Genomic DNA, 23903 nt, shown 5'->3' with positions numbered 1-23903 from the left:
CGCACGTCTGCCGCCAGCGGGTGCGCCTCCACCTCACTCCTGCGTCAGCACCACGCACGACTCGCCCGGCAAGGTCACCACGCCGTCCTCGTCCGGTGGCTGAACCGGCTCCCAGGCGGCCAGCACACGCGCGTCGCGGAGACCCAGGGAGATGCGCGCCGGCTCCTTGGCGAGGTTGACGGCGACCCGGACGTCCCCGCGGCGGAAGGCGAGCCAGCGCGCGTCCTCGTCGTAGGTGACCTTCACATCCCCGAGGTCGGGGTCCGAGAGGTCGGGCTGTGCGCGGCGCAGGGCGACCAGCTCCCGGTACCAGGCCAGCACGCGCGCGTGGGGCTCGCGTTCCGGCTCGGACCAGTCGAGGCACGAGCGGTCCCGGGTCGCCGGGTCCTGAGGGTCGGGCACGTCCTCCTCCGCCCAGCCGTGCGCGGCGAACTCCCGTCGCCTGCCGCGTCGTACGGCGTCGGCGAGGTCGGGATCGGTGTGGTCGGTGAAGAACTGCCAGGGCGTGCCCGCGGCCCACTCCTCGCCCATGAACAGCATCGGTGTGAAGGGGGCGGTGAGCACCAGCGTCGCCGCGCACGCCAGCAGGCCGGGGGAGAGGGACGCCGAGAGCCGGTCGCCCTGGGCGCGATTGCCGACCTGGTCGTGGGTCTGGGAGTAGCCGAGCAGGCGGTGGGCGGACACCCGGCTGCGGTCCAGCGGGCGGCCGTGCCGCCGGCCCCGGAACGTCGAGTACGTGCCGTCGTGGAAGAAGCCGGCCGTCAGGGTCTTGGCGAGGGCCGCGAAGGGCGCGCGGGCGAAGTCCTCGTAGTAGCCCTGCGACTCGCCGGTCAGCGCGGTGTGCAGTGCGTGGTGGAAGTCGTCGTTCCACTGCGCGTGGACGCCGAGGCCGTTCTCCGCGCGGGGAGTGATGAGGCGCGGGTCGGCCAGGTCCGACTCGGCGATCAGGAACAGCGGCCGATCCACCTCGGCGGCCAGTGCGTCCACCGCCTCGGACAGCTCCTCCAGGAAGTGGATCGCGCGCGTGTCGTGCAGCGCGTGGACCGCGTCCAGGCGCAGGCCGTCGATCCGGTAGTCGCGCAGCCAGGCCAGTGCGCTGCCGATCAGATACGCGCGCACCTCGTCCGAGCCGGGCGCGTCCAGGTTCACGGCGGAGCCCCAGGGCGTGTGGTGGGTGTCGGTGAAGTACGGACCGAAGGCGGGGAGGTGATTGCCGGAGGGGCCGAGATGGTTGTGGACCACGTCCAGCACCACGCCCAGGCCGAGTTCGTGCGCCCGGTCGACGAACCGTTTCAGCGCCGCGGGGCCGCCGTACGGCTCGTGCACCGCCCACAGCGAGACGCCCTCGTAACCCCAGCCGTGCCGCCCCGGGAAGGGGCACAGCGGCATCAACTCGACGTGCGAGACGCCCAGTTCCGCCAGGTGCTCGAGCCGCTCGGCCGCCGCGTCCAGCGTGCCCTCACGGGTGTACGTGCCCACGTGCAGCTCGTACAGCACCGCGCCCGGCAGTGCGCGCCCCGGCCACGCGGCACGCCACGCGTACCGTCCGTGGTCGACCACCGCGCTCTGCCCGTCGGGCCCGTCCGGCTGGCGCCGCGAGCGCGGATCGGGCAGCACCGGGCCGTCGTCCAGCGCGAAGCCGTAGCGCGTGCCGTCCTCGGCCTCCGCCTCGCCCGCCCACCACCCGGCGCGCTCCGGATCGCGCTCCAACGCGCGCGTGGCGCCGCCGCAGTGGAGCGTGACCCGGCCGGCCTGTGGCGCCCACACCTCGAACCGCACTGACGTTCCCCCTCGTCTGCCCATCGTGATGTAGTCCGTCCATGGTGCGTCAAAACGCGATCACTTCGCCGCCCGATCGACCCTTTCGTCACACGGAACGACCCTGACGGCGGCTTGGCCCACTCTTTGCGTCTTCTGGACACCTCCGGGCCGACTGACCGACAATCACGTCCGTGACGTCGTCCTTCGAGTTCCACACGTACCCCGCGCGGCTCTCGGACGCCGAACGCGACAGGGCGCTGAAGATGCTCCGCGACGGCGTCGCCCTGGGGCGTCTGTCGCACGACACGTTCCTGCGGCGCATGGAGTTGGCCCTGGTCGCCCGGCAGCCGCACGAGCTGGCCGCCCTCACCGCCGATCTGCCCACCGAGAAGCGCTGGTCGCGGATCGTGTTCGGGACCGTGGAGGCGGTCTCCGGGTTCCCCGTTCGGCTGCGGCGGGCCTGGCAGGCCGAGCGGCTGCCCAAACTGCTGCTGCCCCACCCGGGCAGCCCCTATCCGCTGCGGATCGGCCGCGACCCGGCGAGCGGCCTCAGGCTCAACCACGAGACGGTCTCCCGTGTGCACGCCGAACTGAGCCGTCAGGGCGGGCTGTGGATACTGCGCGACCTCGGCTCCACGAACGGCACCACCGTCAACGGCCGCCGGGTGATCGGCGCCGCGGTCGTCCGAGAGGGCGACCAGATCGGCTTCGGGAGGGTGACGTTCCGCCTGGCGTCGGTGTAGGACGCCCTCCCCGCGAGGACCGGCCCGCCGGGCCGGAGCGCGTTACGCCGTCGGAGTGCCGTGCCGTCACCACCCGGTCTTCGGTACCTCCCACGGTGTTGACGTACCTGCTCAGCCGTGACTGACTGTGCGTACGCCATGCACAGCAGGTGAATCGACGGCGCCACACAGGGGAGGTGTGCCCTGCCGCCCCTCCTCCGCTACCCGACCGTGGACGAACTCGGCGCCCGTGCCGCCGCGCTGGCCGCCGGCCACCCGCGCGACGCCCGGCTCCGCCGCGTGGGCACGTCCCGCGGCGGCACGCCCCTGTGGCTGCTCTCCGTCGGCCACGGCAGCCGCCACGCCCTCGTCGTCGCCGGACCGCACGCCAACGAGCCCGTCGGCGGCGCCACCGCCCTGCGCCTGGCCGAACGGGCGCTGGCCGACCCCCGGCTCGGCCGGGACGCAGACACCACCTGGAACCTGCTGCTGTGCCTCGACCCCGACGGCGCCCGGCGCAACGAGGGCTGGCTGTCCGGCCCGTACACCCTCGGCCGGTACTTCCGGAACTTCTTCCGCCCCGGCTTCCTCGAACAGCCCGAGTGGCTTCCCGACGGCGCCGATCGCGCCGCCCTGCCCGAGACCCGCGCCCTGCTGGACCTCCAGGACGAACTGCGGCCCTTCTTCCAGTGCTCCCTGCACGGCGTCGACGTCGGCGGCGGCTTCGTCGAACTGACCCACGACCTGCCGGGCATGGCCCAGCGGCTCGCCCACGCCGCGGCCCGGCTCGGCATCCCGCGCGAACTCGGCCCCTACGACACCCTGTACTGGCCGCTCCTCGGCCCCGCCGTGTACCGCATCCCACCCCCGCGCCGCGGCGACCTGGCCGCCGCGATCACGGAGGCCGCGGTCGAGTCGACCTGGTTCCACCCGCACCGCTACGGCACCGTCACCGCGGTCGTGGAGGCACCCATGTGGGGCGTGGCCGCCGTGGAGGACCCCTCACCGCTCGCCGACCCCGACGCGGTCCTGCGGGCCGTCAGCGGCACGCTGCGCCGTGACACGCGCCTTCTGGAGGACCTGCTGGCCCGTGTCCGCCCCCACCTGGACACCGTGCCGGACGCGGCCCGGCTGCTCGCCCCGGTGGACGACTATTTACTGGTCGGACCCGGACTCGCCGACTCCTGGGACCCCGACCTGTACGGCGCCGGCCGGCGGCCGCTGCCGCCGTTGGACACCGCACGGCTGACCGCCCTCGGTATCTCCGGCCGCCGGGTCGCGCTGCGCACCGCGGGACTGCTGCACCAGCTCGCCAGGGCCGCCGGGCGCGCGGCGGCCGACCTGCTGCCCGAGCTGGACCGGCTGATCGACGCCTGGTGCGCCGACTACCACGACGGCTACGGCGCACGCTGGATCCCGGTGGCGCGCCAGGCCGAGTACCAGGCGCGGGTGGTGCTCGCCGCCTTCGAACTCGCCGGGCAGTACGCGGCCGTACGCTCCCATTCGGGTGAGAAGGACTGGGGTTCGGAGCCCGCGGTGCCGATGCACAGGGAATGAACAAGACGATCCTGGCCCTGCGCGGCGCCCTGCTCGCCGCGACCGCCTTGCTCATCGCGACACCGGCCCAGGCCACGCCGCGGGCGGCCACCGGCGGCAACTGGCTCTATCTGACGGTCACCAAGGGCGACGCCCGTTCCCGCGACGTCCGCGGCACGCTCCTGATCTGCGACCCGCCCCAGGGACACGCACGGGCCGCCCAGGCCTGCGACCAACTGGCCGCCGTGCAGGGGGACATCCGCCGCATCCCGCCCGCGGAGTCCTACTGCACCATGCTCTACGCCCCCGTGACCGTCTCCGCGCGCGGCGAGTGGAACGGCCACAAGGTGGACTACACCCACACCTTCGCGAACAGCTGCGACCTGACCGCGAAGACCGGCGCGGTGTTCGCGCTGTCGGACCAGACACCGGTCCGCTCGGTGCCGGGCGGTCGGCACGCGCCCGGGGCCCTCACCGGCACCCCACGCGCGCGGGGGAGGGGCTGACGACCCCCCCGCGCGCGTGCGTGGACGCGCGGGCTCGCCGCTGGTGCAGCCCGCGCCCCGCGGGGGTGAGGAACGCCTCGTACGGCGCGCAGGGGCACGGCCTCACCGCCCGCCCACCCGCTCCAGCAGCGCCACCGGCAGCCGTGCGAACAGGTCCGCCAGGCGCGTGCGCCCCTCGTACTCCCGCTCCGGTGCCAGCGCGTCGGCCCAGCGGCCGGGCGGCAGCGGGAGGGACGTGTCGTGCCAGCCGCCCGCCTCCGCCAGCCGCAGCGACAGCCGGGTGACCGCCGTGAGCACCTCACCCGAGCGCACGAAGGCCACACAGTGCGCGGCACCCGGGCCGTCGGCCGCCAGCGGCGCGTACGTCGCCGAGGCACCGAAGACCTCCGGGCGCCGGCGGCGAAGGAGCAGCGCGGCCCTGGTGAGGTCCGCCTTGTCCGAGGCCGTCCGCTGCGGTGCGAACGGCTGCCGGTTGTCCGGGTCGACCAGCGCCCGGTACTCGCCCTCGGTGCCCTGGTAGACGTCGGGCACGCCCGGCATCGTCAGCTGGACCAGAGCGGCCCCCAGGACGTTCGCCCGGATGTGCGGTGCCAGCTCGTCCCTCAGGGCCGTCACGAGCCGCCCTGGCGCCCCGCACGGACCCTCGGAGACGAACGCCGCCACCGCCTCCTCGTAGGCGGGGTCCTGTTCGGTCCACGAGGTGTGCAGTCCCGCCTCCCGGACGTGCTTGAGCAGCGCCCCCTTCAGGCGTTCCTCGTCCGCCTGCCCGAGCCCGAACAGGGTCTGCCAGGCCGCCCACGCCAGCTGCGGGTCCGGTGCGTCACCGTCCGCGCGAGTCACCTCGGCCAGCACGTCGTCCCAGCGCTGCGGGCACTGCGTGAGCACCGAGATCGCCGCCCGCACGTCCGCGCTGCGCTTGGTGTCGTGGGTCGACAGCGCCGTCCCGGTGACGGGCCGGTCGCGCTGCACGCGCGCGCAGTACGCGTGGAAGTCCTCCGGGGTCACGGCCGGGACACCGGGCTCTGCGCCCACCTCGTTCGCCGACAGCAGCGGCACATAGCGGTAGAACGCCGTGTCCTCCACGGACTTGGCGCGCAGCGCCGACGCCGTCTGCGCGAACCGGGCCCGGAACTCCTCGAGGCCGGGCCCCTCTCCGGCCCGCCCCAGCACCAGGGCGCGTACGACGGTCACCGCGTGCGCCTCCTCGGGCACCGTGAACGCGGCCCGGGCCTCGGCGGCGGCCGTCTCGGTGACCACCTCGGCGGCGTCCTGCGAGGCGTACGGCCGGTACACCTCCATGCGGACGAGGAGTTCCCGCAGCGCCGTGCGCAGCGCCCAGGGCGCGTGGTCGCGCAGGGCAGGGTCCGGGGACGTCGCGCACAGCCGGCTCGCCACGCGGGTGAGGCGCTCCACCTCGGTCGCCAGCTCGTGCGTGACCACCTCGTAGGCGGCGCGCCGCACCGTCGAGGCCCACTGGCCGCCGCGGTCGCCGCGCGGGATCGCGAAGAGCCGGTAGTGGCCGAGCAGCTCCTCGGCGCCCGCGGGGTCCGCGAAGAGCCCGTCCACGTGCCGCAGCGCGTCGTACCCGGTGGTGCCCGCGACCGGCCAGGCGGTGGGCAGGTGCTCGCCGTCGGCGAGGATCTTCTCGACGACGGTCCAGCGCCCGCCGGTGGCCGTGTCGAGCCGGCGCAGATACACCTCCGGGTCGGCGAGACCGTCCGGATGGTCGATGCGCAGACCGTCGACGACTCCCTCGTCGAGCAGCCGCAGCAGCGTGTCATGGGTCGCGGCGAAGACCTCCGGGTCCTCCACGCGCACCCCGATCAGCTCGGAGATGCTGAAGAACCGCCGGTAGTTCAGCTCGGTACGGGCCAGCCGCCACCACACCGGGCGGTACCACTGGGCGTCGATCAGCTGGGGCAGCGGCAGCTTCCCGGTGCCCTCGCGCAACGGGAAGACGTGCTCGTGGTAGCGCAGCACGTCCCCGTCGACCTCGAGGTCCTCGATCACCTCGCCGAGCCGGCCCCCGAGGACCGGCACCAGCAGCTGCCCGCCCTGCGCGTCCCAGTCGATGTCGAACCAGCGGGCGTACGGCGACGCCGGACCTTCGCGCAGCACCTCCCACAGGGCCCGGTTGTGCCGGGGGGAGGCGGCCATGTGGTTGGGCACGATGTCCACGACGAGGCCCAGCCCGTGCTCCCGCGCCGTGCGCGCCAGGGAGCGCAGCCCCGCCTCGCCGCCGAGCTCGTCCCGCACGTGTGCGTGGTCGACCACGTCGTAGCCGTGCGCCGACCCCGGGACGGCCTCCAGGATCGGCGACAGATGCAGGTGCGAGACGCCGAGGGCGGCCAGGTACGGCACGGCCGCCTCCGCCGCACCGAACGGGAACCGCGGCTGCAACTGCAGCCGGTACGTGGCCGTGGGCACCGTCGGGCCGGGACGCTCAGGTGTCATGGAAAGCTACGTACCCGCCTCGCCGCCTTTCGTGTCATCGACGCGCCGCCGACCCGGCCGCCCCCGGAAAACGTCCGCCACGCGCGCGTGCCCCGCGCCCGGACCACCCGCTAGTCCGGCCGCTGCAGCACCACCAGGCTCCGGTCCACCAGGGTCAGCCGCCCCCCGGCCTCGATCTTGGTACCGGTGCCCGGCGGCAGCCCCTCCGGGACGGCCGTGTCGACGACCACCTGCCACTGGCGCCCGTGGTCGACCGGTACCACGAAGTCGAGGGTCTTCGGCGAGGGGTTGAACATCAGCAGGAACGAGTCGTCCGTGATCCGCTCCCCGCGCTGCCCCGGCTCCGAGATCGCGTTGCCGTTGAGGAACACCGTCAGCGCGCTCGCCTGCCCCGACGTCCAGTCCCGCTGGGTCATCTCCTCGCCCTCCGGGGTGAACCACGCGATGTCGGACAGCTCGTCGTGGGTGCCCTGCACCGGGCGGCCGTGGAAGAAACGGCGCCGGCGGAAGACCGGGTGGTCGCGGCGCAGCCACACCATCGCGCGGGTGAACTCCAGCAGATCGCTGCCGTCCTCGGGCCACTGGACCCAGGAGAGCTCGCTGTCCTGGCAGTACGCGTTGTTGTTGCCGTTCTGGGTGCGCGCGAACTCGTCGCCGTGGCTGAGCATCGGCACGCCCTGGGAGAGCATCAGTGTGGCGATGAAGTTCCGCATCTGCCGGCCCCGCAGCTCGAGCACCTCCGGGTCGTCGGTCTCGCCCTCGGCACCGCAGTTCCAGGACCGGTTGAAGCTCTCGCCGTCGCGGTTGTCCTCGCCGTTGGCCTCGTTGTGCTTCTCGTTGTACGAGACCAGGTCGTGCAGCGTGAAGCCGTCGTGGCAGGTCACGAAGTTGATGGAGGCGAGCGGGCGGCGGCCGTCGTCCTGGTAGAGGTCCGAGGACCCGGTCAGCCGGGAGGCGAACTCCGCGAGGGTGCGCGGCTCGCCGCGCCACAGGTCGCGCACGGTGTCGCGGTACTTGCCGTTCCACTCGGTCCACATGGGCGGGAAGTTGCCCACCTGGTAGCCGCCCTCGCCGACGTCCCACGGCTCGGCGATCAGCTTCACCTGGGAGACCACCGGATCCTGCTGCACCAGGTCGAAGAACGACGACAGCCGGTCCACCTCGTGGAACTGCCGTGCCAGGGTGGCCGCCAGGTCGAACCGGAAGCCGTCCACGTGCATCTCGGTGACCCAGTAGCGCAGCGAGTCCATGATCAGTTGCAGGACGTGCGGCGAGCGCATCAGCAGGGAGTTGCCGGTCCCCGTGGTGTCCATGTAATACCGCGGGTCGTCCGCCAGCCGGTAGTACGAGGGGTTGTCGATGCCCCGGAAGGACAGCGTGGGGCCCAGGTGGTTGCCCTCGGCGGTGTGGTTGTAGACGACGTCCAGGATGACCTCGATACCGGCCTCGTGCAGCGCCTTCACCGCCGACTTGAACTCCAGGACCTGCTGGCCGCGGTCGCCCCACGAGGCGTACGCGTTGTGCGGGGCGAAGAAACCGATCGTGTTGTAGCCCCAGTAGTTGCTCAGGCCCATGTCCGCCAGACGGTGGTCGTTGACGAACTGGTGTACGGGCATCAGTTCCAGTGCGGTGACGCCCAGCTCGGTCAGGTGCTCGATGATGGCCGGGTGGGCGAGCGCGGCGTACGTGCCGCGCAGCTCGTCGGGAAGCGCCGGGTGGCGCATCGTCAGGCCCTTCACATGGGCCTCGTAGATCACCGTACGGTGGTACTCGGTGCGCGGCCTGCGGTCGTCGCCCCAGTCGAAGTACGGGTTGATCACCACGGACGCCATGGTGTACGGCGCCGAGTCCAGGTCGTTGCGCTTGTCGGGGGACCCGAACGGGTAGCCGTACACCTCCTCGCCCCACCTCACCGTGCCACTGATCGCACGCGCGTACGGGTCGAGCAGCAGCTTCGCCGAGTTGCAGCGCAGCCCACGTTCGGGGGCGTACGGACCGTGCACCCGGAACCCGTACCGCTGCCCGGGCATCACCCCCGGCAGATACGCGTGCCGGACGAACGCGTCCGTCTCCCGCAGCTCGATCGCCGTCTCCGAGCCGTCGTCGTGCAGCAGACACAGCTCGATCCGGTCGGCGGCCTCCGAAAAGACCGCGAAATTGGTTCCGGCGCCGTCATAGGTGGCACCGAGCGGATACGCCTCTCCAGGCCAGACCTGCATGAATTCGACTCTCCCAGCTTTGCCGGCCCTCTGGGGGCGCCCTGCGGCCGAGTTCCCGAAAGTGACTGCTCCCCCTCCTGAGCCGGTGGGAATCCTGACCCATCCTGCTCGGTCCCTCTTCGAGTGACGAGTATGGCGCGAATCGCCCGCGGCGCCCCCGGATCCCTTGGACGAGGGAACCTCCCCTCACGTGCACCCCTCTTAACGGCCGACCAGCGCACACCCGGCGCGCGCGCTGACCACCGCGCGCCGTGGTGTGCCGAACCAGTGGGGCTCGAGCCACTCCCGCAACGCAGGGGGAGTAGGGGGAAATGTGCGCAGTACAGTGCGTCGCCACCTGGGCAAGGTGGTGGCGGGTGCGGCCATCGCGGTGACAGGGACCGCCGTCATGGTCGGGATCACGCTGCCGGGCTCGGCGGGGGCCGAGGAGCCCGGTGGCAGGGGCGGCGGGCTCGCTGCCCGGCAGGCCGCCCGGCAGCAGGACCAGTCCGTGGGGCCCGGTGTCGTCGAGCAGGCTCCCGCAGAGGGGGCGACCGGCAAGGGCGACGACCCGCTGACCGACGACGAGGTGCGGCGCGCCGAGCGCATCGCGCTGAGCGGCCCGCAGCTCGCCGCCGGGCAGAACGTCGAGGGCGGCAAGGGCCCGCAACGCCTCGCCGTCGACCTCGCCGAGCCGGACGCGGACGAACTGGACGACCCGAACGCGCCCCGACGCGCGGAGGTCACTCTCTACGACTACAAGAGCGACGCTCTCGTCACCAAGACCGTCGAGCTGCGCTCCGGGAAGGTCGAGGGAACGGGCGCCCAGCACGGTGTGCAGCCGCCCCTCACCCGCGAGGAGAACGCCGAGGCGGCCCGGCTCCTCATCGCCGACCCGCTCGGCGCGGGTCTGAAGGCCGACTACAAGGACGCCACCGGCAAGGAGCTCACCTCGCCCGGCCAGCTGATGCTCACCGGCATCGTCTACCGAGCGGTCCCGGGTGCCCAGCCCCCGGTCCTCGACCAGTGCGGCACGCACCGCTGTGTGCGGCTCCTCCCGAAGATCCCGAACGGTGCCTGGATCGACGGCCGGTCCTTCGTGATCGACCTGAGCGCCCGAAAGGTCGGCAGGCTCGGCTGAACCGCCTCGCCTTCCCTTCGTCCTTCTCACTCAGTGCGACAGGAGTCTCTTCGTCATGCGCGTGAACAGAAACAGCCGTGCCCGGCGGTGGTCGCTCCACCGGCGGGCCATGGCCGGCCTGCTGACCGCCGGGCTCGCCTTCGGCGGCACGGCGGCCACCCCGGCTTTCGCCGGGCCGAGGACCGCCGCGGCGCCGGCCGCCGAGTGCGGTGCCGCCTACCGGATCGAGCAGAAGCTCTCCACCGGCACCACCTGGCGGATGTGCCGGCGCTACGACAGATACGCCGGTCTGGTGCTGGAGCACGTCTCCTACCAGCCGCCGGGCGAGAGCCGCCCGATCAAGGTCCTGAACAGCGCCCGGCTCGCCCAGATAGACGTCCCCTACGACGACGGCTCGGTCGAGTACAGCGACCTGACGGGCGCCGGGTTCGCGCAGGGCCTGATGAACATGGCGCCCGCCGAGTGTCCCGGCGGCACCATCAAGTCGGTGAAGGTGCCGAACGCCGTGGACCCGCGCCACCCGAACGTGAACGGCCTGTGCGTCACGACCCGTTCACGCGGACACGCCTACCGTATGCAGAGCGACGACGGGAACAAGGTCTACCAGGCCCAGGGCAAGGACCTGTTGGTCTACACCGTCAACAAGGTCGGCTGGTACGAGTACATCACCGAATGGCGCTTCCAGGACGACGGCACGGTCAGCATGAACGTCGGCGCCACCGGCAGCCTCTCGCCGTACGACTACGACGCGGGCGACGGCCGCGGCTGGCCGATCGGCCAGGGGGCCCGTTCGTACGCCACCAGCCACAGCCACAACGTCTTCTGGCGGCTCGACTTCGGCCTCGACGGCTCCTCCAGGAACAGGATCGAGCAGTACGACTCCGTGGTCAGCCCGCCCGCCCGGGGCGCCCAGGCGCCCAGCAACAGGACGAGGCGTACCACCGTCACCAAGGAACTCGCGGGAGACGCCGAGAACATGCGCTGGTGGCGGGTCGTCAGCGACGCCGGCAAGAACAAGGACGGCCACCCGCGCTCGTACGAGATCGTCCCCGGGGCGTCCACCAAATACCTCGGCCACGACTTCACCAAGCACGACATCTACTTCACCGAGTACAAGCCGTGCGAGCAGTTCGCCAGTGACAACGTGGGCAACTGCGGTACGGGGGCGGCCAAGACGGTCGACGCATGGGTCAACGGCCAGACTCTCACTCACCCGGTGGTGTGGGTGAACGTCGGCTTCCACCACGTCGCGCGTGACGAGGACCAGCAGCCCATGCCGGTCCACTGGCAGGGCTTCTCCATCGCTCCGCGCGACGTCACGGCTATGAATCCGCTCACTCCGCCCGCCCTCGCCGACCAGAACGGACGTCCGCGAAACGGTAGTTGAGGAATGACCCTGTCCATCCGGCTGCACCGTGCCGCACTCCCGGAGTAGTCTTCCTTGATCGTTGGCCGGGGCCTTGCCCCTGGGGAGGCTCGGGGGAGCGGAAGGCGGTGCGCGGGTGGGCTCGGGAGGGCTGGAGCTGCCCCCTGGTGACGAGGGACACGAGGGGAACTCCGCGGATGTCCCGCCCGGGGCGGTGTCCCTGGCACGGCCGATGGAGATGGGATCCATCGGACCGGAACTGGACTGGGACGCCGACGCCTGGCGCGAGGTGCGGACCCGCGCCCAGCGGGCCGGGCGGGCCTACATCTGGCTGAATCTCGTGGAGCAGCGGCTGCGCGCGGTAGTGGCCGCCGTTCTCCGCCCCGTCTACGAACCGGTCCACGGCGACGACTGGGTGGTCGCCGCCGCCGGACCGGCCGGCCAGGAGTGGGTGCAGCGGGCGGTCGCGGTGCGCGAGGTCAGCCGCCGCAAGGGATATCTGCTCGACCCCGCCGACGACAACGTGCTCAGCTTCCTCACGCTGCCGCAGCTGCGCGAGCTGATGGTGCAGCACTGGCCGTGCTTCGAGCCGTACATAGACGAGCGCCGCGACGTGGAACTCGCGCTGGACGAGCTGGAAGTGACCCGGAACGTGGTCTCCCGCAACCGGGCCCTGTCCGAGGCGGTCCTCGCGCAGGCCGAGCGCGCCTCCGCCAGGCTCCTGGAGATCCTGGGCGCCGGCGGCGACGTGCCCTCCGCCCGCCGGCTGCCCGTCGACGCGGTCGAGGACCTGGTGGGCGACCGGTACGCGGACGTGGTCGCCGTGCACCCGGACCGGGTGCGGCTGCTGCGGCAGTTCCCCGCCGAGGACATCTTCGGCGGTGCCCGGCGCCTGGACGCCATCGGCATCGGCCTCAACCTGCTGGTGCAGAACTTCTCCGGCCGGCGGCTGGTACGACTCGCCGAGTCCGGCTGCCGGGTGCGGCTGCTGTTCCTCAACCCGGCCTCCAGCGCGGTCAAACGGCGCGAGCGGGAGCTCGGCATCAGGAAGGGCGAGCTGAGCCGCGCGGTCGAGATGAACATCCTGCACATGCGCCGGGTGCGCTCGAAGCTGCACGACCCGGGCGCCTTCGAGATCCAGGTCTTCGACGAAACGCCCCGTTTCACCGCGTACCTGGTGAACGGGGACGGCTCCGACGGCATCGCGGTCGTGCAGTCCTACCTGCGGCGCACCCGCGGCATGGAGGCGCCGGTGCTGGTGCTGCGCGGCGGCAGCCGGGTCGTCAGGTCGGACGACGCCGAGGAGAACGGGCTCTTCCCCACCTACCGCGAGGAGTTCGAACTGGCTTGGGCGGATTCGCGTCCGGTGTCCTGAACTGTCCCATGGTGCCGACCGGAAGCGGAATCCGGTCCTCGGATTGTCAGTGGCGCATGCGAGGGTGGAGGCCACTGGGGGAAAGCACCACCACGAAGGGGGGCCGCCATGGCCTGGCACCGGGAGCTGCTGATCGGCTTCGACCTGGAGACGACCGGGACGGATCCGTATGAGGCGCGCATCGTCACGGGGGCGGTGATCGAGGTCAAGGACGGGGAGCCGCTCGGCCGCCGCGACTGGCTGGCGGATCCGGGCGTGGAGATCCCGGCCGACGCGGTCGCGGTGCACGGGATCAGCAACGAGCGGGCGATGGCCGAGGGCCGCCCGGCCGACCGGGTCGCGGACGCGATCGCCGAGGTCCTGGTGGCGTACTGGAGGACGGGAGTCCCGGTCGTCGCCTACAACGCGGCCTTCGACCTGACCCTGCTCTCCGCCGAGCTGCGACGGCACGGACTGCCGTCCCTGCGCGACCGTCTGGGCGGCCTGGCACCGGGCCCGGTCATCGACCCGTACACGATCGACCGCTGGGCCGAGCGCTACCGCCGTGGCAAGCGCAACCTCGAAGCTGTCTGCGCGGAGTACGGGGTGGCGCTGGAGTCCGCGCACAACGCGGGCGCGGACGCGCTGGCCGCGGCCCGGCTGGCCGCGGCGATAGCCGGCCGCCACCCGAAGGTCGCGGCCCTCGGCCCGGCGGAGCTGCACCGCCGCCAGATCGAGTGGTACGCGGACTGGGCGGCCGACTTCCAGGAGTTCCTGCGCGCCAAGGGCGACACGGAGGCGGTGGTGGACGGTACGTGGCCGCTGCGGGAGGCGGTGGACGGGAGGGTCTGAGGCGGGCCGGGTGTTCAGGAGACGGTGGGCGCCGTGGTCCCGCGCGTGGTGTTCTTCTCGGTTCCGGTGTGATGCGCGGGGGCGGGGCGGTGCGCCGGGTCCGGTGCGGCCGAACGGTGGGCGCGCTCGACGGACTGGCCCCAGTAGGTTCCGGCGACCATCAGGGCCGAGCCGAGGCCGGTGAGCGGGGTGAGGTGGTCGCCGCCGAGGACGACGCCCACGGCCACCGCCCACACGGGCTCGGTGCCGAGCAGCAGACCGGCGCGGCTGGCGGAGGTGCGCTGGACGGCCCAGGTCTGCGCGAGGAAGGCGAACACGCTGCAGAACAGGGCCAGATACAGCAGCTGAACCCAGGTCGCGGCGCCGGCGTGCGCGAAGTCGGGCAGGGCGGTGGCGCCGGCGGGGAGGAACAACGCCGTGCCGATGACGGTCTGCAGCGTCGTCAGGTGCAGGGGACGCACCGCGCGGCCCGCGGTGAGCCGGCCGACCAGGGCCACGTGCACGGCCCGCACGACGGCGGCGGCGAGCATCAGCAGGTCGCCGAGTCCGGGCGCGTGGAAGCCGTTGCCGGACATGAGGAGTCCCACGGCCAGGACGCACACACCCGCTGCGGCGTGGAAGGAGGGCGGCAGCCCGCCGGGGTGACCGGAGCGGTCGAGCAGTGGGGTGAGCACGATGGTCAGGCTGATGATCAGCCCCGCGTTGGCGGCGCTGGTGTGGGCGACTCCGTACGTCTCCACGGCCAGCACCGCGGCCTGGGTCAGCCCCAGCGGCACTCCGGCCCGTGCCTCGTCCCGTGTCCACCGGCGCCGTCCACGGCGGGCGGTGCCCTGGACCAGGAGCAGGCAGGCCAGTGCGGAGAGCGCGTACCTGGCGAACAGGACCGCGGGGACGGGCAGCGCGGACACCGCTGTCTGGGCGGAGAGATAGCTGGAACCCCAGACGAGCGCGACGAGGAGGAGTACCGCATCGGTACGGCGGGTGTGGAACACACGCTCACGGTGCACCGGGCAGGACCCTGAAGCCCAGAACCAGTTTCTAAAACGATCGTTTAGTGTGCCTACACACTACCCCTACACTGCGGGAATGGACGAACGTCAGTTGCGGATCCTGCGGGAGCTGGGCGAACTCGGCAGTGTCACCGCGGTGGCCGAGGCGCTGCTGGTGACGCCGTCGGCCATCTCCCAGCAACTGCGGTTGCTGCAGCGTTCGGTCCCGGTGCCGCTGACCGAGCGGCACGGGCGGCGGCTGGTGCTCACCGACGCCGGGCAGGCCCTCGCGGGCGCGGCCGTGGAGGTGGAGACGGCGCTGGCGCGGGCCCGGGGCGCCGTGGAGGAGTTCGTCGGGACAGCGGACGGCGAGGTGTCGCTGGCGGCGTTCCACAGCGCCGGTTCGGCGTTCTTCCCGCCGCTGCTGCGGGCCTGCAGCGGGCCCGGTTCGCCCCGGCTGGCGCTCGCCGACGAGGACGTGCCGCAGGAGGACTTCCCCCGGCTGACGAGGCAGTACGACCTCGTGCTCGCCCACCGCCTCGATCACGCCCCGCCGTGGCCGGGCACGGTGACCGTGACCACCCTGCTGCGCGAACCGCTCGACGTGGCGCTGCCCACAGACCATCCGCTGGCGGGCAAGCGGAGACTCACCCCGCACGACGTGGCCGACGAGCCGTGGATCACCGTGCACGAGGGGTTCCCCGTCATGGCCACCATCGAGGCCATCGCCGCCGCGGCCGGGCGCCGGCTGCGGCTGGTCCACCGGATCAACGAGTTCGCGGTGGTCGCGGAGGCCGTGGCCGCCGGCGGCGGTATCGCGCTGATGCCGCGCTGGACGATGCGCCCGCACCCGGCACTGGTCCTCCGGCCGATCGACGGCGTCCGGGCCAGGCGGCACATCGACGCCCTGTGCCGCCCCGAACGCACGGCGCGCACCGCGGTCCGCACGGTGCTGGCCGAACTGCGCCGCGCCGCAGGGACGATCAAGGACCGGGACGCGGGGGAGCCGGCGCCCGCCACGGCTTGACGGCGGCGCGGAGCGGGCCGCTGAACGAAACCGATGGCTCTCAGAACGGATACCAGCGCACCGTCTCGTCCCCGTCCCGCAACGACGCCACCCGGCGCTCGAACTCGGCGAGGGCCTTGGGGTTGCTGGGCGCGTGCTGGGCGACCCAGGCGCAGCTGGCCGTCTCACGGGCACCGCGCAGCACCGAGCAGCCCTCCCACGCGCGTACGTCCCAGCCGTAGGCGGCGGTGAAGGAGTCGTACGCCTCGGCCGGCAGACCGTAGCGGTCACGGGAGAGCGCCATGACCACCAGGTCGTGCTCGCGCAGATCGGCGGAGAAGGTCTCCAGGTCGACCAGGACCGGGCCGCCTGGGCCGATGTGCACATTGCGCGGCAGCGCGTCGCCGTGGATCGGTCCGGGCGCCAGGTGCGGGGTGAGGGCGGCCGCCGCGGCGGCGAACCCGTCGCGGCGCTCGCGGAGATAGGCCGCGTCCGCCGGGTCGATCGCGTCGCCCGCGAGCCGCAGCCAGCGTTCCACCCCGCCCAGCAGATCGCGGGGCGGCAGGGCGAAGGCGGGGGAGGGGAGGGCGTGCACCATCCGCAGCAGTTCGGCCAGGTCGCGCGGTTCGGAGGGGCGTACGGGATCGGGCAGCCGGTGCCAGACGGTCACGGGATGCCCGTCGACGAGCAGCGGCTCGGGCTCCGCGGCCCGTACCGCCGGAACATCCGCCTCGGCCAGCCAGACCGCGATGTCCAGCTCACGCCGCGCCCGGTCCAGCAGCTCGGCGTCGCGGCCCACCTTGACCACCAGATCCCCGACGGCGAACACCGCGTTCTCACCCAGGGCGAGGAGCCGCGCGTCCCGCGCCGCACCCGGCAGTACGCCCGCCGCGTCCAGCACATCCCGCGCCCGCGTCTCGTCCATCGCCCGCCTCCGTGTCCTCCATCGGTCCCTCGAGGTCTGCCAGTGTCGCATTCACGCAGGTCGGGACGGCCACCGGCCGGGGCCGGACGAACCCGCGGACAAGTGGCCCAGGCTGCACCGGGCGTCGGCGATGTGAGATCCCCGCACAGGGAGGGCCGCCGGCTGCCCACAAGGAGAGGGCCCGCCGGCTCCCCGGTCGCCGACGGGCCCTCGCTCAGGCGGGGTTCACACCCCCAGCGGCTCGCTCTCGTCCCGCACCGCCGGTGCCATCTCCTGCGGCGCCTCGTCGTGCGTGAGGTCCGGCAGCCGGTGCAGCCACTTCGGCAGGTACCAGTTGCGCTCGCCCAGCAGTGCCATCACCGCCGGCAGCAGCACGCCCCGGATGAGGGTCGCGTCGATCAGGACCGCGGCGGCCAGGCCCACGCCCATCTGCTTCATGGACTGCATGGACAGCGTTCCGAAGATCGCGAAGACGGCGACCATGATGACCGCGGCGCTGGTGACGACTCCGGCCGTGGTCACCACACCGTGAGTGATCGCGTCCTTCGTGGTCCGGCCCCGCAGACGGGCCTCGCGGATCCGGGAGACCACGAACACGTGGTAGTCCATCGACAGGCCGAACAGGATCACGAAGAGGAACAGCGGCAGCCAGGTGATGATGGCGCCCACCCCGTGCGCGCCCACCAGCGACGCGCCCCAGCCGTGCTGGAAGACTGCGACCAGGATGCCGTAGGCCGCGCCGACCGAGAGCAGGTTCAGGACGATCGAGGTGATCGCGATCGTCAGGGAGCGGAACGAAAGGAGCATCAGCAGGAAGGCGAAGACCACCACGAACGCGAAGACCGGCACCACCGAGCCGACGAGCTGGTCGTTGAAGTCGTGCGAGCCCGCGACCTGACCGGTGATCGGCGCCTGTACGCCCTCCACCTTGCCGAGCGTGTCGGGCCGGACCCTGTCGCGCAGCAGCTCCAGGCTCTCGCCCGCCTTGTCCAGGTCGGAACCGCCGACGAGCGGGACGGAGATCACGGCCACGTTCTGCGCGTCGTGCAGTTTGACGTCGACCGGGCCGCGGGAGGCGCCCGAAGCGATCGCCTCGGTGCGGAAGCTGGCGATCGCGGCCTTCACCCCGGGAGCGTTGATGTCCTTCGCCTTGACGACGACCTGGGCCGGCTCGGAGCCGCCGGGGAAGGCCTCGTTGACCCGGTTGTAGGTGGCCACGATGGGCAGCTTGTCGCCGAACTCCTGGTCCAGGGTGAGGTTCTGGGTCTTCATGCCGAGCGCGGGCGCGGCGATCGCCAGCAGCGCACCGGCCGCGACCACCAGGGAGACGGCGGGCCTGGCGAGGACCACCTTCAGGACGGCACTCCACAGCCTGCTGCCCTCGTCGGCGCCGCGACCGGCGCGGGCGCGCCGCTTGTCGGGGTGCAGGAACGGGATGCGGCCCTTCTCGACCCGCTTGCCCAGCAGCGACAGCAGCGCGGGCAGCACGGTCACCGAGCCGACCATGGCGACCGCCACCACCATCAGCGAGGCCAGGCCCATCGCCTCGAACGTGGCGAGTCCGGTGAACAGCATGCCCGCCATCGCCACGCACACCGTGACACCGGAGACGATCACGGCCCGTCCGCTGGTCGCTGCGGCGATGCGCAGCGCGGTGCCCGCATCACGCCCGGCCGCGCGCTCCTCCCGCTCGCGGCGCACGTAGAACAGGCAGTAGTCGACGCCGACGGCCATGCCGACCAGCAGCATCACGGAGTTGGCGGTGTCGTTCATCGCCTGCAGATGGCTGACGATGCCCATCAGGCCCATCGTCGCCATGATCGCGGTGATGGCGAGCGCGACCGGCAGGAGCGCCGCGACCAGCGCGCCGAACGCGATCAGCAGGATGCCGAGCGCCACCGGCACCGCGGAGTACTCGGCCTGCTTGAAGTCGTTGCCGAACGCGTCGGAGAACGTCTTCCGCATGCTGGCGGCGCCGATCTCCTCGATCCGCAGCTGCGGGTGGTCCTTCTGGACCCCGGCGACGGCCTCGAGCACCGGCTCGACACGGTCACCGGCGGTGTCCGCCTCGCCGCGCATGTCGAACTGCACCAGGGCGCTGCGGCCGTCCTTGGAGATGGTCTTCGTGTCGTACGGGGATGTCACGTCCGTCACCCGGCCGGTGCCGTCCACGGCCCGCACGACCGCGGTGACGGCGGCGCGGAACCGCGGGTCGGTGGCCGTGGTGGCGCCGTCCTTCGCCTGGATCAGCACGCTCTCGCCGGCCGGCTGCTTGATCCCCGCGTCCTCGATGATCTTCGCTGCGGTGTGCGTCTCGCCCTTGAGCTCGTCGCTGTCCTTGATGTCGACGCGCCCGGCGGCCGAGCCGACGGCCATGGCCAGCACGACGAACAGCACCCAGATGCCGACGGCAGCCCATCGGTGCCGGGCGCTCCAGCCGCCGGCCCGGGCGGCGATGCCCCGCACCCGCGTATCTCCGTTCCCCATGACGGGCTTGCCCCCCTCTGTGCGGGTGACGGCCTCCTGCCGTCACCGTTCGCTTCGAAGGTAGGGGCGGCATAAGCGGGACTCGTCGTGCTGCCCGGTGAACCGCGAGCGCCCCGGCTCATCCCCTCGGACCGGGCGGCCTCACCATCCGGGAGGACAGCGGCCCCTTACACCTTTCCGGGTTGCTCGATGCCCGGATCAGGGTCCGGGCGCCCGCCCGGCGGTCCGCTCTAGGGTGTGGGCATGACGACGACGTACGCGGCGCTGCTGCGGGGGATCAACGTGGGCGGCAACCGGAAGCTGCCGATGGCGCGGTTGCGGGAGCTGCTGACCGGGCTGGGTCACACCGGGGTGGCCACGTATCTGCAGAGCGGCAACGCGGTGTTCACCGCCGACCACGGTGACGAGGAGTCCTTGGCGGCGGAGCTCGAGGAGGCGATCGAGAAGGACTTCGGCTTCCGGGTCGACGTGCTCGTGCGCGACCACGCGTACCTGAAGGCCGTACGCGAGGCCTGCCCGTTCCCGGCCGACGAGCTCGAGGGCAGGCAGTTGCACGTCACGTACTTCTCGGGGCCGGTGGAGGCCGATCGTTTCGCGGAGATCGACCCGGCCCCGTACCTGCCGGAGGAGTTCCGGCTCGGCGACCGCGCGCTCTACCTCTACGCCCCCGACGGCCTCGGCCGGTCCAAGCTCGCCGAACAGCTCTCGAGGCCCCGGCTGAACAAGGGGCTGATCGCCACCACCCGCAACTGGAACACGGTCGTCAAACTGGAGGAGCTGACCCGTGCCTGAGCGGGGCCCGGCCGTCGAGGCGGCGATCGAGCGCGAACTGCGTCTCCTGGACCCGGAGGTCAGGTGCTCACCCGAACTGGTCGGGGCGCTGCTGCACCCCGACTTCCACGAGTTCGGCGTCTCCGGGCGGCACTGGGACCGGGCCTCCGTCATCGAGATGCTGGCCTCGACGGCCGATGCGGGGGCGCGTCCGTCCGTCACCTCGCCCGTCAAGGGCGTCCAGCTGGCCCCGGACCTGGTGCACCTCACCTTCGACACGGAGAACGGCGGCCGGCACGCGCACCGCAGTTCGCTGTGGCGGCTGACCGAGGACGGCTGGCAGCTGTACTTCCACCAGGGGACGCCGTTCGGCCCCGGGACCACGTGACGCGGAGATCCAGGCAGATCCATGGAGGCCATGCCCGGGACGTGATCCACCGTCCCCCAGGGCAAGGGCCGACGAGCCCCCGGGGCAGAGGTCGACGCGCGGGTGTGCGAGGCTCGTCGGCATGCGCTACATCATCATCGGAGCCGGGGCCGTCGGCGGATCGGTCGGGGCGCGGCTCGCCGAGGTCGGCCACGAGGTGGTCCTGGTCGCGCGGGGTGCGCAGTACACGGCGCTGCGCGAGCGCGGACTGCGCTTCCTCGCCCCGGACGGCGAACACACCCACCGGCTGCCGGTTGTCGACGGGCCTTCGGCGCTGGGCGAGTTGCGCACGGACGACGTCCTCGTGCTGGCCGTCAAGACCCAGGACAGCGAGGCCGCGCTGGACACCTGGGGCCCGGCTCAGGTGCGGGGCGGCGGTACGGCCGCCGAGCGGCTCCCGCTGGTGTGTGCGCAGAACGGCGTGGAGAGCCAGCGGCTCGCCCTGCGCCGCTTCCGCCGTGTCTACGGTGTCTGCGTGTGGCTGCCGGCCACCTTCGTCGAACCGGGCGTCGTCTCCGCCGCGGGCACCCCGCTCACCGGCGTCCTGCACCTCGGCCGGTATCCGCACGGCACCGACGACACCGCCCGCCGGATCGCCGCCGACCTGGAGAAGGCCCGGTTCGAGGCCCCGGTCGTGCCGGACGTGACGCGCTGGCAGTACGCCAAGCTGCTGGGCAACCTCGCCAACGCCGTCGAGGCGGTCAGCGGGCCGCTCACCGGACAGGAGGCGGATTCGCTGTACGCGCGGGTGCGGGCCGAGGGCGAGTCGGTGCTCGAGGCGGCCGGCATCCCGTACGCGAGCGGCGCGGAGCAGAAGGAGGCGCGCGGCGACAAGGTGCGCCTGGTGCCGCTCGCGGGGGCGCAGCGCCGTGGCGGTTCCTCCTGGCAGTCCCTCACCCGTGGCACCGGCACCATCGAGGCCGACTACCTCAACGGCGAGATCGTCCTCCTGGGCCGCCTGCACGGTGTGCCGACCCCGCTCAACGAACTGCTGCAACGGCTCGCCACCACCTTCGCGCGGGAGCGCCGGGCGCCCGGGTCGCTGCCGGTGGCGGAGCTGGTGCGACTCGCCGACGGGGCCGTGGCGGGCGCCCCCGGGTAGGCTGCCGCCGGGGCCGTGGCGGGCGCCCCCGGGTAGGCTGCCGCGTTGCCCCCGGTCACCGCTCAAGCTGCGCTGCGGCCTCGTTCCGCATGCGCCCGGATGATGTCCGCGTACCGGTGCCCACTGCCCTTCACCGTGCGCTTCTGTGTCTTGTAGTCGACGTGCACCAGCCCGAAGCGCTTGTCGTAGCCGTACGCCCACTCGAAGTTGTCCAGCAGCGACCACGCGAAGTAACCCGCGAGCGGCGCGCCCTGCCGGGCCGCCGATGTGCAGGCCGCGAGGTGCTGCTCCAGATACTCCGTGCGCTCGGGGTCGTGGATGGTCCCATCGGGGCGTACGACGTCGGGATAGGCGGAGCCGTTCTCCGTGACATACAGCTTGCGGGCGCCGTAGTCGTGCGTCAGGCGGAGCAGGAGGCGCTCCATGCCGGTGGCGTCGACCTCCCAGTCCATGCCGGTGCGGGGCACGCCGGGGCGGGGAACGGTGCGGACATGTGGGGCCGGCCCGGTGGGATCGTTGGCGACAGGGAGCGGCATGTAGTAGTTGAGACCCAGCCAGTCCAGTGGTTGCGCGATGGTCTCCAGGTCGCCTGGGCGTTCCGGAAGTTCGACTCCGTACACCTCTCGCATGTCGGCCGGGAAGCTGCGGCCGTGGACCGGGTCCAGCCACCAGCGGTTGGTGTGACCGTCCATGCGCCGGGCGGCGTCGACGTCTTCCGGCCTGTCGGTGGCGGCGTGGATCGTGGAGAGGTTGTTGACGATGCCGACCTCGGCGCCCGGCGCAGCGGCGCGGATCGCCTGGACGGCCAGGCCGTGACCGAGGAGGAGATGGTAGGAGGCGCGGACGGCGGCCGTGAGGTCGGTCAGGCCGGGGGCCATCTTGCCCTCCAGGTGGCCGATCCAGGCCGAGCAGAGGGGTTCGTTGAGCGTGGTCCAGTGGTGGACGCGGTCGCCGAGGCGTTCGGCGACGACCGCCGCGTACGAGGCGAGGTGGTGTGCCGTGTCGCGGACCGGCCAGCCGCCCCGGTCCTGGAGTACCTGCGGCAGGTCCCAGTGGTACAGGGTGACGGACGGAGTGATGCCCGCCTCCAGCAGGGCGTCGATCAACCCGTCGTAGAAGTCGAGCCCCTTGGCGTTGACCGGGCCGTCGCCTCCCGGAAGCACGCGGGGCCAGGCGATGGAGAGCCGGTAGGCGTTGGTGCCAAGGCGGCGCATCAGCGCGATGTCCTCGCGCCAGCGGTGGTAGTGGTCGCAGGCCGTGTCCCCGTTGTCGCCGCCCGCGATCTTGCCGGGAGTGTGCGAGAACGTGTCCCAGATCGAGGGCGAACGGCCGTCCTCGGTGACGGCTCCCTCGATCTGGTAGGCCGACGTGGCCGTGCCCCACAGGAAGTCCTCGGGGAGTGCGGCGAGGTCGATGGTCACGGAATTTCCTTCGGAGGTAAGAGAGGTGTTCACTTGACGGCTCCTGCGGTGAGCCCGGTGACGAGGTAGCGCTGCAGGAGAAGGAACCCGGCGACCACGGGGACGCTGACGACGAGCGAGGCGGCCATGATCTGGTTCCAGTAGACGTTGTTGAGCGTGGAGTAGCCCTGAAGGCCGACGGCGAGCGTGCGAGTGGTGTCGTTGGTCATCACCGACGCGAAGAGCACCTCGCCCCAGGCGGTCATGAAGGCGTAGACGGCGACGGCGACGATGCCGGGGATCGCGGCCGGTACGACGACCCGGAACAGCGCACCGAGCGGTCCGCAGCCGTCCACCATGGCCGCCTCGTCCAGTTCGCGCGGCACGGAGTCGAAGTAGCCGATCAGCATCCAGATCGAGAACGGCAGGGAGAAGGTGAGGTAGGTGAGGATCAGGCCGCCGCGCGAGCCGAACAGGGCGATGCCGGTGGCGTTGCCGATGTTGACGTAGATGAGGAACAGCGGCAGCAGGAAGAGGATGCCCGGGAACATCTGCGTGGACAACACGGTGACCGTGAACACGCGCTTGCCGCGGAAGTCGTAGCGGCTGACGGCGTAGGCCGCGAACACTGCGATCACCACCGAGCAGACGGTCGCCGCGCCGGCCACGATCAGGGAGTTCATGAAGTACCGCGCGAGCGGGATCGTCGACCAGATGTCGATGTACGGGCGGATCGTCAGGGTGCTCGGCAGCCATCGGAATTCCCCGGAGACGTCGGCCAGGGGCTTCAACGAGCTGGAGATCATCACATAGACCGGCACCAGGACGAACCCGGCGAGCAGGGTGAGGAAGATCCGCTTGGACCAGAAGAAGGGCCGGGGCGGAGCCATCGGCGAACGGGTCACT

19 protein-coding genes are annotated in these 23903 nt (G+C 72.1%); 11 read left to right on the top strand and 8 right to left on the bottom strand.

Annotated elements, in window-relative coordinates; translation table 11 throughout:
- Window positions 1-33 precede the first annotated feature (33 nt).
- A complete protein-coding gene (treZ, locus tag C3488_RS09070) occupies window positions 34-1779 on the bottom strand; it encodes a malto-oligosyltrehalose trehalohydrolase (protein WP_103838817.1) in 1746 nt (581 codons plus the stop codon).
- A gap of 173 nt (window positions 1780-1952) precedes the next feature.
- Here treZ and C3488_RS09065 point away from each other — a divergent pair, with 173 nt between their 5' ends.
- The 3 genes from C3488_RS09065 (at window position 1953) to C3488_RS09055 (ending at window position 4525) form a co-directional block, all read left to right on the top strand.
- Window positions 1953-2504 carry a DUF1707 and FHA domain-containing protein gene (locus C3488_RS09065; protein WP_103838816.1) on the top strand — a complete coding sequence of 184 codons (552 nt, stop codon included), beginning with the start codon at window positions 1953-1955 and terminating at the stop codon, window positions 2502-2504.
- A 210-nt stretch (window positions 2505-2714) separates the two neighbouring features.
- Window positions 2715-4040, top strand: coding sequence for a M14 family zinc carboxypeptidase (locus C3488_RS09060; protein ID WP_181138945.1), 1326 nt, complete (start codon window positions 2715-2717; stop codon window positions 4038-4040).
- The gene (locus tag C3488_RS09055) at window positions 4037-4525 is read left to right on the top strand and encodes an SSI family serine proteinase inhibitor (RefSeq protein WP_103838814.1); all 489 of its coding nucleotides are present in this window, start codon (window positions 4037-4039) and stop codon (window positions 4523-4525) included. Before C3488_RS09060 ends, C3488_RS09055 begins: the two co-directional genes overlap by 4 nt.
- A 102-nt stretch (window positions 4526-4627) precedes the next feature.
- On the opposite strand, the gene treY is transcribed toward C3488_RS09055, so the two are convergent.
- Both treY and glgX read right to left on the bottom strand, forming a co-directional pair.
- Window positions 4628-6979: a malto-oligosyltrehalose synthase gene (gene treY, locus C3488_RS09050; RefSeq protein ID WP_103838813.1), complete on the bottom strand. Its 2352-nt coding sequence runs from the start codon at window positions 6977-6979 to the stop codon at window positions 4628-4630.
- Between the two features lie 110 nt (window positions 6980-7089).
- Window positions 7090-9198, bottom strand: a complete 2109-nt coding sequence (gene glgX, locus C3488_RS09045) for a glycogen debranching protein GlgX (RefSeq protein ID WP_103838812.1) — start codon at window positions 9196-9198, stop codon at window positions 7090-7092.
- Between the two features lie 313 nt (window positions 9199-9511).
- Here glgX and C3488_RS09040 point away from each other — a divergent pair, with 313 nt between their 5' ends.
- The 4 genes from C3488_RS09040 (at window position 9512) to C3488_RS09025 (ending at window position 13890) form a co-directional block, all read left to right on the top strand.
- A complete protein-coding gene (locus tag C3488_RS09040; RefSeq protein WP_103838811.1) occupies window positions 9512-10318 on the top strand; it encodes a Tat pathway signal sequence domain protein in 807 nt (268 codons plus the stop codon).
- A gap of 55 nt (window positions 10319-10373) precedes the next feature.
- Entirely contained in the window at window positions 10374-11705 is a 1332-nt protein-coding gene (locus tag C3488_RS09035; protein WP_103838810.1) for a copper amine oxidase, read from the top strand.
- Between the two features lie 115 nt (window positions 11706-11820).
- Window positions 11821-13059, top strand: a complete 1239-nt coding sequence (locus tag C3488_RS09030; protein ID WP_103838809.1) for an SAV2148 family HEPN domain-containing protein — start codon at window positions 11821-11823, stop codon at window positions 13057-13059.
- A gap of 108 nt (window positions 13060-13167) precedes the next feature.
- A complete protein-coding gene (locus tag C3488_RS09025) occupies window positions 13168-13890 on the top strand; it encodes a 3'-5' exonuclease (RefSeq protein WP_103838808.1) in 723 nt (240 codons plus the stop codon).
- A 14-nt stretch (window positions 13891-13904) separates the two neighbouring features.
- Here the strand turns inward: C3488_RS09025 and C3488_RS09020 are convergent, their stop codons facing one another.
- Window positions 13905-14882: a DMT family transporter gene (locus C3488_RS09020; protein WP_103838862.1), complete on the bottom strand. Its 978-nt coding sequence runs from the start codon at window positions 14880-14882 to the stop codon at window positions 13905-13907.
- A 94-nt stretch (window positions 14883-14976) separates the two neighbouring features.
- Between C3488_RS09020 and C3488_RS09015 the strand changes: the two genes are divergently transcribed.
- Complete coding sequence (locus tag C3488_RS09015) at window positions 14977-15906, top strand: LysR family transcriptional regulator (RefSeq protein ID WP_103838807.1); 930 nt, start codon at window positions 14977-14979, stop codon at window positions 15904-15906.
- Window positions 15907-15946: 40 nt separating this feature from the next.
- On the opposite strand, the gene C3488_RS09010 is transcribed toward C3488_RS09015, so the two are convergent.
- Together C3488_RS09010 and C3488_RS09005 are read right to left on the bottom strand one after the other, a co-directional pair.
- Window positions 15947-16810, bottom strand: coding sequence for a phosphotransferase enzyme family protein (locus C3488_RS09010; protein WP_103838806.1), 864 nt, complete (start codon window positions 16808-16810; stop codon window positions 15947-15949).
- Window positions 16811-17035: 225 nt separating this feature from the next.
- Complete coding sequence (locus tag C3488_RS09005) at window positions 17036-19297, bottom strand: MMPL family transporter (protein WP_103838805.1); 2262 nt, start codon at window positions 19295-19297, stop codon at window positions 17036-17038.
- Window positions 19298-19540: 243 nt separating this feature from the next.
- On the opposite strand from C3488_RS09005, the gene C3488_RS09000 reads away from it, so the two are divergent.
- The 3 genes from C3488_RS09000 to C3488_RS08990 all read left to right on the top strand — a co-directional run bounded on the left by C3488_RS09000 (window position 19541) and on the right by C3488_RS08990 (window position 21597).
- Entirely contained in the window at window positions 19541-20089 is a 549-nt protein-coding gene (locus tag C3488_RS09000) for a DUF1697 domain-containing protein (protein WP_103838804.1), read from the top strand.
- Window positions 20082-20456, top strand: coding sequence for a DUF4440 domain-containing protein (locus C3488_RS08995; protein WP_103838803.1), 375 nt, complete (start codon window positions 20082-20084; stop codon window positions 20454-20456). The genes C3488_RS09000 and C3488_RS08995 overlap by 8 nt, the downstream gene beginning before the upstream one ends.
- A 121-nt stretch (window positions 20457-20577) precedes the next feature.
- Window positions 20578-21597 (top strand): ketopantoate reductase family protein, encoded by a 1020-nt coding sequence (locus tag C3488_RS08990; RefSeq protein WP_103838802.1) that lies wholly within the window; start codon window positions 20578-20580, stop codon window positions 21595-21597.
- A 62-nt stretch (window positions 21598-21659) separates the two neighbouring features.
- Here C3488_RS08990 and C3488_RS08985 read toward each other — a convergent pair whose 3' ends face one another.
- On the bottom strand, window positions 21660-23018 hold the full coding sequence (locus C3488_RS08985) for a GH1 family beta-glucosidase (protein WP_103838801.1): 1359 nt from the start codon (window positions 23016-23018) through the stop codon (window positions 21660-21662).
- A gap of 29 nt (window positions 23019-23047) precedes the next feature.
- Window positions 23048-23887, bottom strand: coding sequence for a carbohydrate ABC transporter permease (locus C3488_RS08980; protein ID WP_103838860.1), 840 nt, complete (start codon window positions 23885-23887; stop codon window positions 23048-23050).
- Window positions 23888-23903: the final 16 nt, after the last annotated feature.

It is taken from the genome of Streptomyces sp. Ru72 (assembly GCF_002920635.1).
Taxonomy (GTDB): Bacteria; Actinomycetota; Actinomycetes; order Streptomycetales; family Streptomycetaceae; genus Streptomyces.
The sequence above is the reverse complement of the archived record's forward strand: the minus strand, read 5'-3'. Positions and strand labels throughout refer to the sequence as shown.

Bases quoted from the DNA above. Each gene is read 5' to 3' on its own strand.
- C3488_RS09055 (WP_103838814.1), top strand. From the start codon at position 4,037: ATGAACAAGACGATCCTGGCCCTGCGCGGCGCCCTGCTCGCCGCGACC.
- treY (WP_103838813.1), bottom strand. From the start codon at position 6,979: ATGACACCTGAGCGTCCCGGCCCGACGGTGCCCACGGCCACGTACCGG.
- glgX (WP_103838812.1), bottom strand. From the start codon at position 9,198: ATGCAGGTCTGGCCTGGAGAGGCGTATCCGCTCGGTGCCACCTATGAC.
- C3488_RS09035 (WP_103838810.1), top strand. From the start codon at position 10,374: ATGCGCGTGAACAGAAACAGCCGTGCCCGGCGGTGGTCGCTCCACCGG.
- C3488_RS09025 (WP_103838808.1), top strand. From the start codon at position 13,168: ATGGCCTGGCACCGGGAGCTGCTGATCGGCTTCGACCTGGAGACGACC.
- C3488_RS09015 (WP_103838807.1), top strand. From the start codon at position 14,977: ATGGACGAACGTCAGTTGCGGATCCTGCGGGAGCTGGGCGAACTCGGC.
- C3488_RS09010 (WP_103838806.1), bottom strand. From the start codon at position 16,810: ATGGACGAGACGCGGGCGCGGGATGTGCTGGACGCGGCGGGCGTACTG.
- C3488_RS09005 (WP_103838805.1), bottom strand. From the start codon at position 19,297: ATGGGGAACGGAGATACGCGGGTGCGGGGCATCGCCGCCCGGGCCGGC.
- C3488_RS09000 (WP_103838804.1), top strand. From the start codon at position 19,541: ATGACGACGACGTACGCGGCGCTGCTGCGGGGGATCAACGTGGGCGGC.
- C3488_RS08990 (WP_103838802.1), top strand. From the start codon at position 20,578: ATGCGCTACATCATCATCGGAGCCGGGGCCGTCGGCGGATCGGTCGGG.
- C3488_RS08980 (WP_103838860.1), bottom strand. From the start codon at position 23,887: ATGGCTCCGCCCCGGCCCTTCTTCTGGTCCAAGCGGATCTTCCTCACC.